The following is a 19,255-nucleotide window of genomic DNA, read 5'->3' as shown; positions in this document are numbered from 1 at the left end:
AAAAACCTTTACAATCCTCCTCTTGTATATGACTCAAAGGGAATGGATACCTCGGCGTGAAACCCCTTATCATCTGAATACAAATTGATGACACCATTGTACCGTTCAATTGTTTCCAAAACAGAGGAAATGCCTAGACCAAATCCATTCCGCTTAGAGGATAAGTACTGTCCCCTGCTAATATTTACTTTTCCGCTAAAGCTATTGTCCACAACAAATTCAAGACATCCGTCGTTTACTCGTCCTGCAATAAAAATGGATTTCGTTCCAGTCTGCTGACGTTGGCAGGCTTCTACCGCATTTTCCAGCAGATTTCCGAGAACACCGCACAAATCTACAATTGAGATATTTAACTGGGCAGGGATATTTAGTCTGGCACGAAACTGAATGTGATTGGATCGTGCAAGGTTGCTGTAATATTGTACCATTGCGTCTATTTCGATGTTTTCAGTAAGCCGTCCCAGTCGAGTGCCTTCGTTAATTTCTGTTATGCCACGAATATAGTTTTCTAGTTCCTCATGGCGGCTTTCTTGAGAAAGTGTCATAAGGGTGCGAAGATGATGTCGAAAGTCATGGCGCAGTTTGGCACTCTCCTCTACCTTTTGGTTCATTTGCCGCAGATGCTCCACCTGCATAATAAGCTGGCGTTTCATTTGCCGCTGTTCCTCCGCATAGACAAGACTGTGTCGGTAGCCCATTGCTACATCGTACCACAGAACTATCCCTGTTGCCATTACCAGACTTAGGCTTCCCCACTCCTGAAACCAGCCGCCCAAAATAGGTTCATAGTCAGGCAGAAGGCGATCCCAGACAAAAGAGCAGGCATAAATAATATCCCCATAGAGCAATATCGTTGCGTTTTTATTCTTATATCGTATTGCTGCAACGGCAGTAAATAAAAGATAAAAGGCAGTAAATAGCTTGAACCCCAAGACTATATTGGAAAATCCAAGCATTATTGGGAAAGTCAGCTGTGTGGCAAACAATCCGTAAAGTAGTGCCAGTACACATACCACTCCTGCTAGAGAGTTGCTAAGTAGCTGTACATATTTTTTTGCATCACAAATGCGGTTGTGAAGTAGGATAACTAGCAGTGTTACCAGATATCCACTAACCAACTCTATGGAATACCAAGGCTGAATTGGCATTGGAAGTATACCATGTACCACTGAATAAGAAGTAAACACTGCGGTTGCCACACACAGCAGGAAAAAAATCCAAATATTATTTTTTCGGTGGATACGGATGGCAAGGTAAAAGCTAAAAATGGCAAGCATTAGTGTTACTGTAACCAAAATCAGACAGATGCCTATCCGAACTCCCCGAGTGGTGTTTAAATACAATGGCTCCCCGAAGGCTGGAGGATAAACAAGACCACTGTATACCCAGGAGTGACTGCTGACTGCAAGAAGAAGCGTTACTTTTCCAGAGGCTTCAAAGGTAATCATGCGGCATTGAGTTTGATCCTGATAGGTTTTCAAATCCGTTTCACCCATCTGTAGTTTCAATGTATCGTTTATATAAAATCGAAAGGCGGAATAGATTTCTGGAAGCTCAATCGTATAGGTATGTATTTCCTCTGGCAGATATAGCGTTAATGCGTAGCTGGAGCTTCCATGAGGAGAGCGTCGTGAGTCACCCATAGAAAAATTAGAGACTTCACCAATGGACAGGTATTGATAAGTGTCCCCCTGCTGTTGCAAGGTTTCGGGAGTCAGCAGCCGATCTGCGTAGTATCGCCAGCCATCTCGAAGATAGCGGATAGGCGTGTTTATCCAGTCCTCCTGCGAAAGATATAATCCACCATTAATTGCCTGAGGGGTAGTTTTTGTATACTTGTTGTCAAAGTGGTATAAGGTATGAAACAACATTGAGGATAAAACAATTGTCAAAAGCAGAGATACCCAACGTCGAAAAGAAAATAAATTTTTAAACATAGCGTTTCCTCCAGAAAAATGTAATTCCTCCTCCTGCCAGAATTAGTCCTAATGACACGGGAAGCACAATAGGTGAAACGTTATTTTGTGGTTCTGGTGTATTGGATAGTTCCAAGATAGTGTAGGTTCCTGCCATGTCAACCGTAAATTTCAGAAGTTCACCATTAAAAGAAACATCTGTAATGGGTTGTCCAGCTTCATTTTGGACAATGAAATTTGAATGCTCATTTTTGGGGATATAACGAAGCCGTAATACCGTTCCTACTAGTTCTGTTACCGATTCACCCGAAACCTCTACGGCAAGCAAAATTTGATTACTCTCAGGCTGTGTCAGTTTAACCGAAAGAGTATCAGTTTCTGAAAGCTGCAGTGCCAACAGCAGTTTACTGGGAATGCTGACAGTTAAATTGCCCGATCCAAACACAACACTTTCCTCCTCTTTGCACAAATCATTAAGACGGAGACTAGAAATAATTGTCTCATTTGGTGAATAGGACTCTGTACGGGTGGTTTTTGGGGATTCGGAGCTTTCCACCAGTGGATTGTCATTCTTATTTTCTGACGGTTTTTGACTTGTTTCTTTGTTGTCCTTGGGCTGTTCCATTCCAGAGTTTCCTGCTTCAGACGAAGTACTTTCTTCTAATGACAAGGTGGTGTGGGAATACGCAGGTATTGCTGATTCCGTTGGCACGTGGGGAGTACCTGCCATAGAGTTTTCTGTTTCAGGAGAGGAAATTTTGGAATTGTTATCATTGTTATTATTGGCAGAATTTACGTTTGCCTTGGGTTTACTGGAGGTTTGAGGAGCAGCTGGATTGGTTTGAGTTTCCACAGTCGAAGATTTCTCGTCAGGTGCATTTGACTGGGACCAAGAACTATCCTCAATGATTTCAGTTGCTTCCGATGAAAAATTGTCCTCTATAGGATTACCACTAATAGGATTATCATAACTAGTGGAATCAACTGGCGTTTGAGAAGCAGTTGGTGCAGGTTGTGTGTTAGTTCCTGAATTATCGACGTCTACATCTCCGCCATCCCGATCTCCGCCTGAATAGTCAAGGATACTAAGAGTACCATCATAATAAAAGGACAAAATGCCTGTTTGACCACTAGGATAGGTCACTTTCAGTTCATAATTGCTTCCATAATTAAAAATTCGCTGGGAGATCTGTAAATCACTTGCAGTAAACAAAAATCCAGATTCTAATTGCGCCCATTGACCGTTGTCTTGCCGAAGCCATGCAGAAAACTGTTCTAACTGCTCTTGTTGCTCTAAGGAAACTACCCAGGGAAAATGAAGGAAACCCCTTCCAGATACGCAGCAGTTAATATCTGGTTTACCTAATGTTTGAATGGAGACGGCACACAGTTGTCTAGGCAGGGAAACGCCCTCTGCCAAAATATATGATGTTCCTAGAATTGGGGAAGCCCATGCATAGTAAACTCCTGCTGTGTCAGTACGTACGTTCTCTAATGACCAAACACCAGATATCAGGTCATAGGAATTGCCATCTGCATCATAGCCAGTGAAGCCTCCAATAACATCAGTAAACCAAGCCACAAGTTCCTCCTGAGGGGTTCCAACAGCAAAAGCCGCTGCATCCATCCGAACTGGCAAATCAAAGCTTGTCAAAGTAATTGTCACAGGTATGGCAGGCAGTGGAGAAGTATCTTGTGTGGAAGTGGGACTGTCCTCCTGAAAACTGTCTGCATTTGTGGAATATTCCGACGCAAGTACAGAAGGTGAAGTTGTTCCCCAAACCAACAAGATAGTTAAAATTAGTGCAAGTATTTGTTTCATAACATATCTCCTCTTAGTGAACCAGCGGAAAGCCGTAGACGCTGCTGCTGAACTTGCCGCTGCATGCGTCGGCTGACTGGCAGCTTCTCACCGTTTTTCATAATAAGAAAATCTCTGCCTAGCTCACCCACCTCCGTTAGGTTCACAACAATTCCCTTAAAACAGACCATAAACTGTGGATATGACGTAAGCTGTCCAGAAAGTTCTGAAAAACTTCCCGATACTGGAATAAGGCAGTCCTTTAAATGGATAGTGGCAGCCCTTTTTTGATAATCTGCGTAAAGTATACGATTCAGGGCAATTTCCAGAGATTGATTTTTCGTAGTAACCAAAATAGATGGAATACAATGTTGTTCTGGTATTTTACAGTACCGCAATGCTCTTTTCAGTTTTCCTAAAGTTGCTGGTTTTATAATGTAATCCGTTGCTCGGACATCGTAGCTTTTTACACCAAATTCCCAACTAGTTGTAAGGAAAATCAGGTTGACATTTTCATCAAGTTCACGTAACTTTCTTGCACAGTCTACACCATTTTCATGGCTTAAAAAAATATCCATAAAGACAATGTCATAGCTGTTTGATATATAATGACAAAGAAATTCACCGCCACTGTGAAATTCCGTAATTTGTATAGGATGTGGATAATTATTTATAGATTGCTTCAATAGGTTGCAGAGTATTTCACGATCCGAAGCCATATCATCAACGATTGCTATATTTATTTGAAATTCCTCCTTTATATATATAAATATCCATTGCACATTATATCATAAAATGAGATAAAAGTATAACCACTTGTGCAAATTTCTGACCACTTGATCTTTAAGACTTGAAAAGGAGATCACGAAATGATATTTTAGCAAAAAACGCCCACATCTGAAAAAGAGGAGGAAAAGCAATGGAGAAACAGATGGAATTGAAAAAAAGGACAGGAGGGTTTTATGGCAATACTGTCAGAAGAAAAATTAAACAAATATTGGCAATTGTACTGGCTATTTTGTTGGTAAATCCCATTACCAGCGATGGTATTGTTGTCTATGCACAAAAACAAGAAATTGCAATTAGTGGAATCGTTGTTGACAGCTCTGACTGGTATGCGGCAACAGACAATAATGGTTTGGTTTCGACGGATCAAGCCAATGCAGATAATTGGAATATTCACGTTGTTATCGTGGATACTACTGCAACGGTAACACTGAAAAATGCTACCATAGCAAATAATACTGCAACTGCCATTATGGTAGAAGGATATGATTTGAATATTGTTCTGGAGGGTACAGCCAATAAAATTGGTACGAATAAACTTAACTATGATGCAATACAAAGTAGTGACGGCAGAAGAATTTCCATTACTGGAGATGGTGATTTAACGGTAAATGGTTATTATGGCATAAGAGTGAATGGAAGCGGCGATGTTTCCATTTCCATAAAGGGCAGTTTTCTATTGAATTCATCATGGCAAATCATTACTACCAGTGGATACCTTAGTATTTCCGCAGCAAATATCAACACAGTAGGATATTACATTAGTTGTAGAAGTGCTTCTGTGACGGCTACGGACAGCGATATTTATGTGGACGGTAAAGGGGATTATGGTTTGCTGGTATTTGGAAATGCTACAGTGACTGCACCTAAGGGTAAAATTTCCATAACGGGTGGTCACTATGCTTTGCATAGTGATGGTTATACAGTGGACGTTTCCTCTAAAAAAAGTGTCTCCCTCAAGGGAACGGTGATGGCAGCAACAACTTCTGTTGTTTCGGAAACAGAGGATATTACAATAAACGGTTATTATAAGGCAATTGAAAGTGCCACAAACAGTGTATCGTTGTTGGCTCCATTTGGAAATATTAGCCTAACCTCTGATAATTATAGTAATATTATAAGTGGAAGCGGCTACGATCTAGCCATTACAGCCAAAGGTACCTTGTATGGAAAAGGACCATATGGAATTACTGATTATGTAAATGCAGTTATTAAGGCGGATTCTGTTGATGTGTCACTGACTGACAAGGGATATGGGTTTTGCGGTGGCGCATTATCCATTACCGACGCTGACGGAGGTAACTGTTCAGAGGTAACGGTTTCTGGCGGTGGCAATGGAAGGGATACAATCCTTGCAACCGACTTGACTATCAAGGCAGATCAGGTGAAGCTTGTTGCAGACACAGATGCAGCAAATGTTATTAATGCCTCTGGGAATGTTGTCCTTGGTGATAAGGGACTTATCGTAGGTAAAATTAATATTAGTGGTACTAGCAATATCGACACAGACATTGTGCAGGTTAACCAAAATGGCGGTGACGTATCCAGCATGTTAGATATGAGTCAAAACCCGCCAGCACAAAGCGTCTATTATACAGCTGGGGAAGGCTATGGAATTTTTATGCCAGCAGTAGATAACACAATGCCAACGTTGCTTTTGCATCATGTGGATATTACACAACTGAACTTGCCTAATACTGCAATGATGCTGCAATTGGATGGGGAAAATAAGATATACACTATCCTTGCTACTAAGGACATGACTGTTTCTGGAAGGGGCACTTTGGATTCTAATTATATACAAAATGAAAGACCAACTGTATTCACAATAAACAATGGTGCAACGGTGAATGCTTTGTATAGGACAATTGAAACAGACCTTATTACTACGATATATGGAAACTATAAGTTAACAAACTCTAATGTACAATCCCTTACATTTTTTAATACATTGGAGTTAGCACCTGGTGCAGTTTTAACACTAGAACAGGAAGGATTTCTGGAATATTATAATAATACGCCTATAAACAAAATGACGTTAGGGACAGGAGCTTCAATTATAAACAATACTTATATCACATTGCCTCAAGGTACAACAGTGGAACAAATCAAACAATTGCCACTTACGGGTTCTGGTGTAGTCCGAGTGGCAACTGCCTACGATGGGCAAGATAAACCTACTGATTGGATGATTTACACCAATGATGGCGTTGAAATGAAAATGATGCAAGGCGATCTTGATTTAACCGATGGCACTCACGACGATAAAACAGTGGAAACCGACGGGTATTCCTTTCACAACAACATTTTGACACTAAGCAATACCTATATTCAAGGTGATGTCACTTTGCCTTCTGGAACCAGTGTCAACACTGTTACAAAGACTGCAATTTATGGCAGAATTCGTGGAGACATCAGTTCGCCTATAAATATTACCTTTACTGGTACAGCACCACTTAGCCTTTATGGTGGTATAAGTGGAAGTATGAATAATGATACCATAACCGTTAGCAATGGTGCAAAGGTAACCGTAAACGGCTCCCTGTTTCTAGGTGGCTCAGGAGGACAGGACGGTACGCTTACGGTAAGTGGATCGGGAACAGTACTAACAGTTTCCTCTTCCATGAGCTATGGGGTTATGTGTGACATTTTAAATGTACAAAATGGTGCAATACTAGACGTTACCGCTAATGGAACAGGCTCTATTGGTGTAGAAGCATTGTCGGCGGTCAATGTTACTGGAGGATCTACATTAACGGCAGGCTGTGACTATGGTGTATACATTATAGGCGGAAAACTAACGGTGAGTGATACGAGCAAGTTAATAACAAAGGGTGGGACTGCTCCATTCTGTATTATAGATGCTACATCTGCCAAAGGGCAAAATGAAGTCCTTTCGCTAGAAGGCGTTCCAACGGGAACATCCATTGCTTCTGCCAAAGGGATTGACTACGGTTATGGCTACACCTATTGGAGTCTTGTGTCTGCAAATGACGTTTTGACTGTTGCCAATGAAAACAGCACCCCAGTTACTTTAATAGGAGCCAAGAAAGGAACTATTACCTTTGTGAAAGTAAACTCCGGTGGTTCGTCCTCTGGCGGTTCCTTTGCGGGTGGATCAACCTCTAGTGATAGTTCTACAACTATTGCTGAACCAGAAAAGCAGACAGATCAGCCAGTTATGGGCAGTGTGAATGCGAAAGGAAAAGTTACAGAGAGTCAAGGGGTTATTAGGATTACAGATAAGATGGTGAAAGCAGCCATTCAGGATGCAAAGGCTTCTGCTAAAGCACAAAATAAAGAAACCAACGGTATTGGGGTAGAGGTTTTGGCTAAGGCACCTGGTGCAAAAAGCTATACTATTATTACGGAGCGTGCTGCCCTAAACCGATTGATCAGTAATAAAGTTCAGTTATTTCGGATTAATGGTCTGTCCATTCAATTTTGTTTTAAGCAGGCTGCATTAAAACAATTGAAGAAAAAAGGCACTAGCAACGTAACGATTTTAGCAAAACCTGCCACAATAAAAAGTATTCGTAGTGCATATGACATTACTATCAACATGAAGAAAAATGGAAAAACGGTAACTATTACCTCTTTTGAAAGGGATAATGTAACTATGACAATATCCTATACTCCAAGTAAAGAGGAGACAGCTGGCGGTCTTTATGCAGTATACGTAAATGCCAAAGGTAAAACCATACGAATTAAAAACTCCACTTATGACAAGAACAGTAAAGGTGTAATCTTTAAAATAAATTATTTGTCGAAATGTGGAATAGGTTATAAAGAGCCAAAAACTATAGTTACAGATACCCAAACTCATTGGGCAAAAGAATCCATAGATTATTTGGTTGGCAGAGGGGTTCTTACGAAAACCTCCAAAACAGCATGTTCATCTAATTCTTATATGACTCGTGGAATGCTGGCATCTGTTCTTGGTAAACTAGCGGGTGTGAATACAAAAGCGTTTACCACAACCAGTTTTACAGATGTAAATGTTGACCACCCATATTTTCCGTATGTGGAATGGGCATATAAAAATGGCGTTATTCAGGATGTTGGAAACAGCCAGTTTGCACCAGACAAGGTTATTACTAGAGAGGAAGCTGCATCAATTCTTGTAAATTATGCAAAGGCAACAAGTTATAAGCTGCCTGTGACTCGTGAAGCTATCACTTATGCTGACGAATCTAGTATCAGCAGCACTTGCAAAGAAGCTGTAAAAGCTATGCAGCAGGCAGGTATTATAATGTGCGGCAGTGATAATAAGTTCAGCCCTAAGGTAAATGTCACTATAGGTGAAATTTCTGCTATACTTCATCGCTACATTAAGCTTACCATTGATCCAGCTACAGCTCAAGGTTAGGCGCTGAACACCAACTGAATTATAGTTTTAAAAACAACTATCCTTTCTGATGAAGAAAAGTGATAGTTGTTTTTACTCTTATTTAAGAAAAGAGGAGAAGAACCAGCAATGCTTTATCAATTTAGAGAGTTTAAAAGGAAAAGTGTAAAATGTATGAACTGCAAGTTATAGTAGTTTTATACATTTTTTTTGGCACTTACACGTGAAAGGTGGTATAATGTATTCTATAAAATGATAAGGAGATGAATTACATGGGAGATGAATTAGATTACTACCTAAATACCACAAAATCCGAATATATAACCGAGTCTGGAATACAAAATGCAATGGATTATGATAATTCGGTTGCCAATACAAACCGAAGGCTTGCAGCAGCCAGACGTATGAAACAGTATTGTATCAATCAGGAACCAATTCTTATTTGTGAAGAGGGAAACTTATATAACATTTATCTCATACACCAGAATGAACAGAAATGTAAGTTTCATTCTAATACAGTAGATATAGGAAAATTCCAATTTCCTTATGAGGCGTTAAATGAAGGACGCAAAATTCAGCAAAATGCTGTTCTATGTCCAGACTGTATGAGGGAACATATTTCAGAAAAAGAGTTTAATAATTTTTGGAAAAATCAAAATAGTGCAGAACGTCCATTCAAGCATTATATTATGTGCCGGTATGGAGATGTACAAGGGCAATTTCATCTTCATCAAAAGAATTGTTCTCATTACGAAAGAAATGAGGAGATAGATTTTGGATATCAGATTAGTTTTTCAGAGTTTTTGAATGAAATAAGGGAACGGTATCCAAAAGTAACAATGAAAGATGTATTTTCTTGTCCTCACTGTATGGAACATGTCTATAAGGAATTGGGGTTTGAGGACCATTGGAGCAGCAAAATTCATTACGTTAGGGAAAAGGTTTCAGGAGGTGTTCAATACCACACGTATAATTGTCAAGCTTGCAGCAAGGAAGCTGTTGACTTAGGATGGGACAACATTGAAGAGGATATTGAGGAGCATGTAAATATAAAAGGAAGCGGATTAGCAGGAATTCATTTACACAGCTGTATTCCAAAAAGCAATCAGGAATCATTGAATAGTAGAATATTTATTAGTTTAATGAAAAAAAATAAATAAAGTAATAGGATACGTAGATTACAGCGTAAGGTATCTGGAAAATACCTAAAAAATAAGGAAGGAGGTGTGCTTGTCAAAACAAGTAATATTATAAAAATCGAAAAGCAGATTACATTACAAGTTTTGTAGAGTTTTATAAGGTTTTGGCAACGGAGTAGTAATGAAGAAAAAAAACGTAGAAGGAGCAGCGTGGATCAATGTGGCAGCAGTAATATTGCTGGTAAGCATGACTGTAATTTCATTTTTTGTCATAGGTAAGGTAACAGAAAAATATGGAACCCATAATTCAAATTATGTCGTTATGAACCAGGATGTGGAACAAACAATCGAATTAGATAATAATAACGATATGGAGTATGCAATATCAGCTTATACAAAAATAGAAGATACATCAGATGGAAGTAGGAATGATTCCACATCTGTAAATGGGGACTAGGGAGGAAATTATGTTAAGAAAGTACATGGATGAATTATACGATCAGGCAGTTGTTCTTTATACCAATGCCCAGGAGCAAACAGAATATGAAGAAGCAGAAAGAGCATTTGAAACAGTGCTGCAACAATTTGAAAGCTATCAGCAGACCTGTTCACCTACTTTGGAAGATAAGGTGTTTATGGCACTGGCAAATTGGCAAATGTCTACTTGTGGTATGATAACAGGCAATAGAATATCTGCTTTAAGAGGAATTGAGGAGTTTTCTCAAATTACTACAGAAATAGTAGAAATGGATGATAGTTTTCTTCCATTAAAGCTTTCTGTGGAGACACTGGTAAGTTATTGTATGCATGTTGTATTAATAGATGGTGAAAGGGAAGAAGGTATACATGCTTGTAAAATGGCGACAGATACAGCTGAAAAGTTGCTAGAGATAGAAGATACGCAAGAAACAAAGGATTACATTGAAAATGTGAAAAAAAGATGTAAGGAAATAGAAGATTTCTTTTGGCCTGAACCAAAGGAAGAACCTGTAAGCAATCATGCAGGTGGTTGTGAATACTGTATTTCTTGTGGAAACATGTTGACAGAAGAGATGGTTTTTTGTCCCAAATGTGGAACCAAAAAGCAGAGTGCGATTAGTAAGGAGGTACTATAATTATGTTTTGCTATAAATGTGGGACAAAGCTGCCTGATGATGCAGTTTTTTGTATGGAATGTGGAAGTGCAGTGAAAACAGCTAATCAGGTATCTGAACAGGTCAGTATGGAACAAGCAGAGCCAGAAGTAGTACAAGAAATAAGAGAGCCAAGAGATATTAATCAGGCAATTCTAAATACCTTTACCATGCAGGAACAAAAAAATGATGTTGTATTTGAAAGTTTAAAGCAAATAGAAAAAGGTCCAGTTGAGGATAGTAAAGATAATATAGCAACAAAAATAGGTGAAATAGTAAACATGGAGAAGCTTGGGAAAATAGGTGAAAAAGTGAACATGGAAAAATTAAGGAAAATAGGTGAAAAAGTGAATGTGGAAAAATTAGGAAAAATAGGAGAAATCTTTGAGGATGATGAGATACCAGAAGATGTAACAAAACAATTATCTGAAAAAGAACAGTACTGTATGGATAAGTTAGATATTGCAAATAAAAATTTAAACTACTACTTTGGTTTTTATATGATTGGGTTTGCCTTAATGCAAATATCTGTAAGGACAGTGATGATGACGTCTTCGGTACTGATGACATTAGCTGGCGTTTTTCTTCCGATGTTTATTTTATCCTATCCAACCTGGCGGATACTAAATAAGTATGGTATTACAGGTACCATTAACAGTATATTTAGCATGAGAGGATATGACGTATATGTAAATGGAGTGAAATCCATAACACGTAAATGGGAATATGAAAACGCAAATAATATTTTTAAACTAATTCTTATTTTATTTGTAGTAATATCCAGTTACATATCATCCCTTGTTGTAATAGCAGCTACCTCTATTTCAGTACTAGTTACATCGTTGCATTGTAAAAGGAAATTTGCAAATTCCATTGTAATATGGAATGGTTATTTAAAAAAGCTGGCTAGAAAATGGGTGATTTTTATCGCTTACTTTATTCTTATCATAATTTTGGTTCAAATTTATGGAGCAATCGTTAGTGCAAAATTATAAGTAGAAAAGGTATTGAAGAAAAGAAAAGGTGCGCTTATAATAAAAACTAAGAGAACAGTTGGTAAAGGAGGAATTATATGGGGGAAGCAGATGAGGTAATCATTTCTAGTTTAAATGAGTATAAAAAAGGTTCCTATGGTGATTTGGAAACAGGATTTCTTATAAAAGAAGAATTCTTTGAGTTTAAAAGATACTATTTTTTTGACAAGAAAATGAGTGTTATGCTGCCAGATAAATTTGAAGATTTGCCAGAGCTTCTGGTTAAGCTAAAGTATCCTTCGGAGCAGCGGCCAAAGATTATTAAGTCAAATAAGGAGGGGGGAATTAATTTTACCTTTAATTATCTCGAGGAAGTATCAATTCCTGAGGAGGAAGTAAAATATATTACAGATGCCATGAAAAATGGAATTAAAAACATCAATCCTGCTGTTGTACTAGGGGAGGAAGATATTATTGATGTAGATAAGACAAAACTTTCTTGGTTTGAGTTTCAAAGTCATGCATTTGATGGGGTACTATATAATATTATGTATTGTATTCCTATTCAAGGTAAGATGATGCACGGAGTATTTAATTGTCTGATCCAGGAAAAAGATGCATGGAAACCAGTAGTAATGCAGGTGATTGGTTCCATTATGGATGAAACCAAAGTGGAATAGGAGGAAAATATGAGGGCTTCCAATATACGTGTAGAGAAGATTAATTTTTTAAGCATAATTGAATGTAAAGTAAATAAGAAAATTAATGAACATGGATATGCAAGAGTAATAGGAGTGATTGAGGCAGAAGATGAGATGACCTGTCTTTCCCTTGCTACAAGTGAAACTTATTTGAAAATATTTGCGGTTGGAGAAAATGACGAACAGTGTATTTTTAATGGATTTATTGAAAATATTGAGATTAATTCTGGAGATGTAAAGACGGTAACCATTTGGTTGGTCACAGGCACTAAAATGATGGATATTACAGCACGAACAAGAACGTTTCAAAATGTTGCAATGGCCTATAAGGAAGTGATTCAGAGTAATGAAAAGCTGAATGCTGATATAAAGGCTCAAAGCAAATTTCTTGAAACTGGTACAAAGCAAATTGGCAATTTAATTGTCCAGTATAAGGAAACAGACTGGAATTTTGCAAAGCGCATGGCATCCTGCTGTAATACTTTTATTATGCCAGCTTTTGTAATGGAGGGAAGCAGATATTATTTTGGATTAAATGAAGGGCAGGCAGCCAAAAGGAAACCAGTGGATTTACATAATTATACAATTAAAAAAGCTGTTAATGAATATGAAATTGTAACAAAGGAAAAAAAGCTGCCTTTAAGAACAGCAGATTCCTTTTATTATATTTTTGACAGCAGAGAAATATATGAGCTAGGTGATTGTGTGGAACTGCAAATGGGAGAAAAGCTTTATATTTATCAGGCAGATGCTCAGTTTGAGGGCGAAGAGCTGATGAATACCTATTTTTTAAGAACAAGAAATGGATTTTTAAGGGGTACTTATTATAACCAGAAATTAATCGGAGCTTCACTGGGGGGAAAGATTGCGGCAGTAACAAGAGATCAGGTTCAAATCAGTCTGGATATTGATCAGGAATATTCAGATCATGGAACCAAAAATTTCCCATACTCTACGGTATATTCTTCTCCCGACGGAACGGGCTGGTATTGTATGCCTGAGATAGGGGATCGAGTAAGACTGTATTTTCCCACAGAAAAGGAAAAGCATGCCTATGTAATTAGTTCAGTTCACCTGGAAGTAAGTGATGGGGCTCAGGCATCAGCTTCTGATTCAGCACCTCCAAGAAGTGACCCAAGTAATAAATCAATTAAGAATTCCACAGGAAAAGAAATTTTGTTTACACCATCTTCATTATCCATTATTAATCCAGCCGTTGGAAAAATTGTGTTGGATGATAACGAAGGTATTACAATACAGACAACAAAGTCAATCCGTTTGAAAGCAGATCAATTTGTAGAGGTTCACAGCATGCAGAAGGATGTGACGGTTACTGCCGCAGAAGCGCTTAGCTTAATGCAGGGAACCACCAGGCTGATTCTGAATAAAAATCTGATACTGAAAGGCGCAAGGCTTAAGCTTCAGGAAAAGGGATAAAAGTATGGATAGACAAGACGAGATTATGGCAATAGGTAAGGAACTTCTGGAAGAAAGGTTTCTAAAGGATGTCGAAAGGATAACAGAGGAAATTAAGAAAAATTCCTTTTTCAAAGAACTAATTGCTGCTTTTGATGCTGTTTTTCAAAAAGTGTTGGTTCTTCAGGAAGATGGGGAGAAGGAAGATATTGCATATGTTGTTATTTCTTATTTAAGAAGCAGCATTATAACAGGAAGCTACGATTTTCTCATTCACCTGTATGACGAGTCTTTCTATTTTGATCCCAAGGAAACTAGTGGAACATGGTCTGCAAAATATATTATGGATTATTATGAAAACCAGTTGGATTATGTGGAACGGCAAATCGGAAAACGAATGATTCGGTTACAAAAAAGTGAACTGAACGATTTGAAAATGAGTCTGGCAGGAGATTACTTTAAAATCATACTTGGAATTTTCATGGAACATATACAGGATATTGTAGGTCTTGAAAGTTTTGAAAAAATGTATAAGCTGGAAAATGTAAAAATAGTATATGGTGGATTTTATGATACCTGTGTCACATTATACGATGCAGCAGAGGAAGTGATTATATGAAATATTTTGTAGCAGAACTTGATAAAAATTATGCTCATGCACCACAAGTTATAAATTGGTTTCCAGATTTTCAAGTAGAAAAACTGCATAAGGATACACAGTATGAGATCCCGTTTCGAACTTCATTGAAAATAAAACCAGATCCAGAAGTTGAGTTTACGGATATTATTTCCTATCCTTGCTTTGGTGTTTCAGAGCTGGTTTATCAGATACTACAGAAATTTGAACCCAATACGATAGTAAAGGAAATGATGGTTTATGACTCAAAAAACCAAAAGGTTAATTTGTATTATATTCCGATATTGGAAGAAGTGGACTGTCTTACGGAACAAAGTGTTTTCAATATGGATCATAGTCTGCTGAAGAAAATTGTGATTAATGAAAACAAAATCAGGGATAAAAGTCTCTTTCATCTTGCGGGGGTAAAGAACCACTATACCATTATGCGGCTGGATTTGGCAGAGGCATTATTGCGGCGGAATGTAAAGGGACTGACACTTTTGGAAATTGAAGTGATTCAGGATTAGTAGTTGGAAAGGAGTAAGCGATGGCAGATAATGGTGGAAATGATGGCGATGTGTATCTAGTGCGCGGAGCAATGCTGACCTGTAGTTGTGGATCTCATCCGAGAAGAATCAATTTACCAGTGGACCATGGAGTAACCGTTGATACACAGGATAATTATGAGCATCCACTGATTCATGAGAAGGACTGTATGGTAGGTCCGACAGCTAATATTGACTATTTTGGGGTGTGTAATATGCTCCCGAAAAATGGGCCGACTTCAATAGTTTTAAAGGCAGTTGATGAAAGCGGCAATCCGACAGGTGGAATTGTTCAAGGCGGAAAATGTGTGCCGGTGTTTCCTTCTCAGAAATGGAATGATACACAAAATGATGTACGTCTTTCCGGGGTTCAGGGGGATAAGCTGGTTACAACGAAGTCCTGCCTTATGTGTGCTCTGGGTGGAAAGGTTACACCTAAAACATCGGGAGTTGAGTACAAAGGAGAACTAGATTGATGGTATTTTTTTGGGGAGCGTTATCCCAGGAAAGGGGCTTGAAGTGGCTATTACAAGTGGAAATCTTTCTATAATAGGATTTGAACAAATTGATGAAATATTAGAACTGGAAGTGAAACAGGTTCCTAATAGGCATCCGTTAGCCAGATTTCGTGCAAGTATTATGGAGGGGGCCGATTTAGGACAGCTAAAAGCGAAAACACAGGATAATCTAATTAAGATAATAGGAAATGATAATGAAACGGGAGTTCTGGAAAAATTGTTTTCAGGGTATATTGATGAACTAAAGGTACATGATATGGGAAATGATTATTATGAACTGGAGGTAAATCTAATTGGAGCTAGCTGTAAGCTGGATCAGGATAAGAAAAACCGCTCTTTTCAGGATGTTAGTATGACTCATGAAGAGGTTATCAAGAAAGCAGGAAGTTCTGTCAGAGGAACAACAATGAAGTGGAACGGAGCTGCCGCCCGAAAGCTTTCTATGCCTGTTATTCAATATTATGAGACAGACTGGGAGTTTATTCTCAGAATGGCAAGTATATATGGAAATGCCATAATTGCAGATGAAACCTCAGATTATCCTACGTTAGCAATCGGAATGAATAAGCTGAATTTTGGAACAAGCTTTGATAATGCTTTCTATAAGGTAGGGGTTTCAAAGAAATTTTATGATCTTGGTGGTAAAAAGGCGGGATTTTCTAAAAGTAAATTTATGTATTACCGCATTACCTCCACTATTTCTGCAAGGGTTGGAGAAATAGTTTCATTTCAGAATAAAAGTCTTATTGTAATGGAAAAGAAGGCATGTCTGATAGAATCAGAAATAAAATATACATATAAGTTGAGCTATGAGGAGTATGGTGCAGTTAAAACCATTTATAACGAAACCTTTATTGGTCATACCATTTTAGGTAAGGTTCTTGAGACAGCTGGAGAAACCTTGAAGCTAGAACTGGAGCTGTCGGATGATGAGCATTTAAATAGTGTTGCATATCCATATAACTGGACGCCAGAAACAGGAAATATTATGTATTGTATGCCTAAGGCAGGAACAAAAGTCTCTCTTTACTTTAGTGATAATGATGAATCCAGTGGAACAGTAGTGAACTGTATTCGTACAAATGGAGGTACAAGTCCTAAAATGGACAATCACTCCAACAAACATTTTACATCAGAAGATGGACTTATGATGGACTTAAACCTGACCGATTTACATTTTGCCACTACTGAGGATAAGGAGGGAAATGCTTTCTCCAGATATTTTCTTGATGATGACATTGGTGTTACTTTTGAGACAAAGGGCAATATTCAGATTGCGGCAAATCAAAGTGTTAAGTTTGAAGGCAAGTACATTTTCATGGGTGCGTCAAATGGAGAAATGCTTCTTGCTGGAAGTATCAAAACAGACAAGGCAACTTTTTATCTTCATTACCAATTTGACGGGCTGGGAAAGGTGAGCAGCTTAGAAGGTTCAGAAACAAAAAACTTTCCTATTATCAAAGACGAACCTTTGGCGGGTACTTTGCCAAAGAAAAAGAGCAGTGGATGGGGATTATTTGGCAAAGTAATGGCAGGTCTTGCAGCAGCAGCAGTAGCCACAGCAGCGGTCTGTCTGGTGTGTACTGGTGTTGGTGCAGGGCTTGGTGTTGTATTGGGTGTAGCAGCAGCAGGTATGGCAGCTGGAGCTTTTGCAGTTGGAACAATGGCATGGGACGAAGCCCATGGTGGTGAATCCAAATCCATTGGTCAATATATGTTAAATGGAGGAGTGCAGGCTTTCATTGGTGCAGCATCAGCCGCAATAGGTGGTGGTTTAAGTAAAATAGGAGCTAAGCTGGCGGTTGAATTAACAGGAACTGCGATTTCTACCGTTGCTGAAAATGGAATTCTAGGAAAAGATTTAACAGATGGCCTTGGCTTGTCATTAGCTGTTTCTACCGTAACCTTTGGTTTGTTTGACACAAATGTAAGTAAGCGCATTCCTGGTTTGAAAAATTTATCAAATGTAAGTAGTGATCAGATTGATAATCTGGGAAGAAATGCGTCTTCTAGTATAGCAGAGGCATCTACTGCAAAGGCAACAAAAGAGGCAGCAGGTGAAGCAGCCGAAAATGCGGCAAGGGATGAGGCAGAAAAGGCGGCAAGAGAGGAAGCTGCCAGACGAGCTGAACGAAGGGCCGAGCAAAATCTGAATCGGGTAAGGAATAGAAATGGAGCTTCCACAGCGGCAAAGAAGTCGGCAAGGAACCAACTGACCAATGCCAAGGCGGCAAGAAGAGCAGCAGTGACAAACTATTCAGCAGCAACAGCGGCAAAGCAGTCAGCAGAGACAGCAGCCAGAAATGCAGCTTCCGATGCAGCAGCCAAGACAGCAGCCAGAAATGCAGCAGTAAAAAGTGCCGCGAAGGGTGGTTCGGTATTCTTTGGAAAGCAGCTAACTTATAATTTGACAAAATCAGGAACCCAAACTGCTTTAAAATCGGGAGCCGAATGGGCTGGCAAGGCAGGAAAACCATATCTTACTGGTGCTGTTGAATATATTGAGTCACAGTATAGTGGAAAAGAAATATGGGCAGAAGAATAGAGTGGTGGAGGTAGGTATATGATTTATGAGGGAATAGGATGCATTTTTTTAATCATAGCATGGATGAGAGACAGAAGTGGAATGCGTGAAGCAGTTTTAGAGAAAATGGGGCGGAAGAGAGCATTATCAAAACTTCAGAAGATAGTAATTGAAGATAGAAGAATAGAGCTTTATAAAACATTTTGCTATTTTTTTCTGGCTTTTTTCTGGATATTTATCAGAAATGCTGCATTCATTATTCCAGCTATTATACTGCTCAATATACTTGCCTTTGTAAGACACCTGATATCACCAGATAAAATACATTTTTATGGATATGAAAACAGAGGTTTTCCAACGTTGTTTTGGATGTTTACGGTATCAGGTATCTGCCTGGCGTTTCCTACTATTACATTGCCTTTATCTCAGCCAAGAGTACTGGTGCTGTTAGGCATCGTTTTTGGAGTTGTGTTTTTAGTTTATATCTTCCGAGCATTTCCTTTTATGGAAAAGCCAGTTTACATGCTGGAAGTAGTTGTACCTATTGTATTTTTTGCGATGGGAAGCATCTATTCTATAAACGCATTTTATGGCTCCAGGCAGATTGCTAAAGTAAATACTGTGGTATCAGGAATTCATTTTGGCTCAAAGGCAAATGACAGTATTCAGATACCAGAAGAAGATGCAATTGATGGTAGAACTAACTTTCCAGGGTATGGAGTTGGTGCTGATGTAGGAGATGCTATTACCATATATGAGCGAGAGGGCTGTCTGGGAATCAAATGGTTTATTGTAAAATTTAAAGAGTAACAAGTTATTGAAGTTAGAATTAGGT

Annotated in this window: 15 protein-coding genes; 12 read left to right on the top strand and 3 right to left on the bottom strand. The window is 38.6% G+C overall.

Annotated features, from left to right (window positions below; genetic code table 11):
* Positions 1-8 precede the first annotated feature (8 nt).
* Genes BM305_RS11185 through BM305_RS11175 form a run of 3 tightly spaced genes read right to left on the bottom strand, consistent with a single transcriptional unit; the run spans position 9 to position 4,499 of the window.
* Entirely contained in the window at positions 9-1,937 is a 1,929-nt protein-coding gene (locus BM305_RS11185) for a sensor histidine kinase (RefSeq protein WP_092560820.1), read from the bottom strand.
* A complete protein-coding gene (locus BM305_RS11180) occupies positions 1,930-3,738 on the bottom strand; it encodes a hypothetical protein (protein WP_092560818.1) in 1,809 nt (602 codons plus the stop codon). Before BM305_RS11180 ends, BM305_RS11185 begins: the two co-directional genes overlap by 8 nt.
* On the bottom strand, positions 3,735-4,499 hold the full coding sequence (locus tag BM305_RS11175; RefSeq protein ID WP_242940519.1) for a LytR/AlgR family response regulator transcription factor: 765 nt from the start codon (positions 4,497-4,499) through the stop codon (positions 3,735-3,737). Before BM305_RS11175 ends, BM305_RS11180 begins: the two co-directional genes overlap by 4 nt.
* Before the next feature lie 137 nt (positions 4,500-4,636).
* Here BM305_RS11175 and BM305_RS11170 point away from each other — a divergent pair, with 137 nt between their 5' ends.
* The 12 genes from BM305_RS11170 to BM305_RS11115 all read left to right on the top strand — a co-directional run bounded on the left by BM305_RS11170 (position 4,637) and on the right by BM305_RS11115 (position 19,230).
* A complete protein-coding gene (locus BM305_RS11170; RefSeq protein ID WP_092560816.1) occupies positions 4,637-8,872 on the top strand; it encodes an S-layer homology domain-containing protein in 4,236 nt (1,411 codons plus the stop codon).
* Between the two features lie 251 nt (positions 8,873-9,123).
* Positions 9,124-10,011 (top strand): hypothetical protein, encoded by an 888-nt coding sequence (locus tag BM305_RS11165; protein WP_092560814.1) that lies wholly within the window; start codon positions 9,124-9,126, stop codon positions 10,009-10,011.
* 160 nt (positions 10,012-10,171) lie between these two features.
* Positions 10,172-10,447 carry a hypothetical protein gene (locus BM305_RS11160; RefSeq protein WP_092560812.1) on the top strand — a complete coding sequence of 92 codons (276 nt, stop codon included), beginning with the start codon at positions 10,172-10,174 and terminating at the stop codon, positions 10,445-10,447.
* Between the two features lie 10 nt (positions 10,448-10,457).
* The gene (locus BM305_RS11155; RefSeq protein ID WP_092560810.1) at positions 10,458-11,105 is read left to right on the top strand and encodes a zinc ribbon domain-containing protein; all 648 of its coding nucleotides are present in this window, start codon (positions 10,458-10,460) and stop codon (positions 11,103-11,105) included.
* Between the two features lie 2 nt (positions 11,106-11,107).
* Complete coding sequence (locus BM305_RS11150) at positions 11,108-12,118, top strand: zinc ribbon domain-containing protein (RefSeq protein ID WP_092560808.1); 1,011 nt, start codon at positions 11,108-11,110, stop codon at positions 12,116-12,118.
* A 77-nt stretch (positions 12,119-12,195) separates the two neighbouring features.
* Positions 12,196-12,777 (top strand): hypothetical protein, encoded by a 582-nt coding sequence (locus BM305_RS11145; protein ID WP_092560806.1) that lies wholly within the window; start codon positions 12,196-12,198, stop codon positions 12,775-12,777.
* Positions 12,778-12,786: 9 nt separating this feature from the next.
* Positions 12,787-14,235: a hypothetical protein gene (locus BM305_RS11140; RefSeq protein ID WP_092560804.1), complete on the top strand. Its 1,449-nt coding sequence runs from the start codon at positions 12,787-12,789 to the stop codon at positions 14,233-14,235.
* A 4-nt stretch (positions 14,236-14,239) separates the two neighbouring features.
* Positions 14,240-14,833, top strand: a complete 594-nt coding sequence (locus tag BM305_RS11135) for a hypothetical protein (protein WP_092560802.1) — start codon at positions 14,240-14,242, stop codon at positions 14,831-14,833.
* Positions 14,830-15,360: a hypothetical protein gene (locus BM305_RS11130; RefSeq protein ID WP_092560800.1), complete on the top strand. Its 531-nt coding sequence runs from the start codon at positions 14,830-14,832 to the stop codon at positions 15,358-15,360. Before BM305_RS11135 ends, BM305_RS11130 begins: the two co-directional genes overlap by 4 nt.
* A 20-nt stretch (positions 15,361-15,380) precedes the next feature.
* Positions 15,381-15,854 carry a PAAR-like protein gene (locus BM305_RS11125; RefSeq protein ID WP_092560798.1) on the top strand — a complete coding sequence of 158 codons (474 nt, stop codon included), beginning with the start codon at positions 15,381-15,383 and terminating at the stop codon, positions 15,852-15,854.
* A gap of 43 nt (positions 15,855-15,897) precedes the next feature.
* On the top strand, positions 15,898-18,441 hold the full coding sequence (locus tag BM305_RS11120; RefSeq protein ID WP_143099165.1) for a type VI secretion system Vgr family protein: 2,544 nt from the start codon (positions 15,898-15,900) through the stop codon (positions 18,439-18,441).
* An 18-nt stretch (positions 18,442-18,459) separates the two neighbouring features.
* On the top strand, positions 18,460-19,230 hold the full coding sequence (locus BM305_RS11115) for a hypothetical protein (protein WP_092560794.1): 771 nt from the start codon (positions 18,460-18,462) through the stop codon (positions 19,228-19,230).
* The last annotated feature ends 25 nt before the right edge of the window (positions 19,231-19,255 follow it).

It is taken from the genome of Anaeromicropila populeti, from assembly GCF_900112775.1.
Lineage (GTDB): Bacteria > Bacillota > Clostridia > Lachnospirales > Lachnospiraceae > Anaeromicropila_A > Anaeromicropila_A populeti.
The sequence above is the reverse complement of the archived record's forward strand: the minus strand, read 5'-3'. Positions and strand labels throughout refer to the sequence as shown.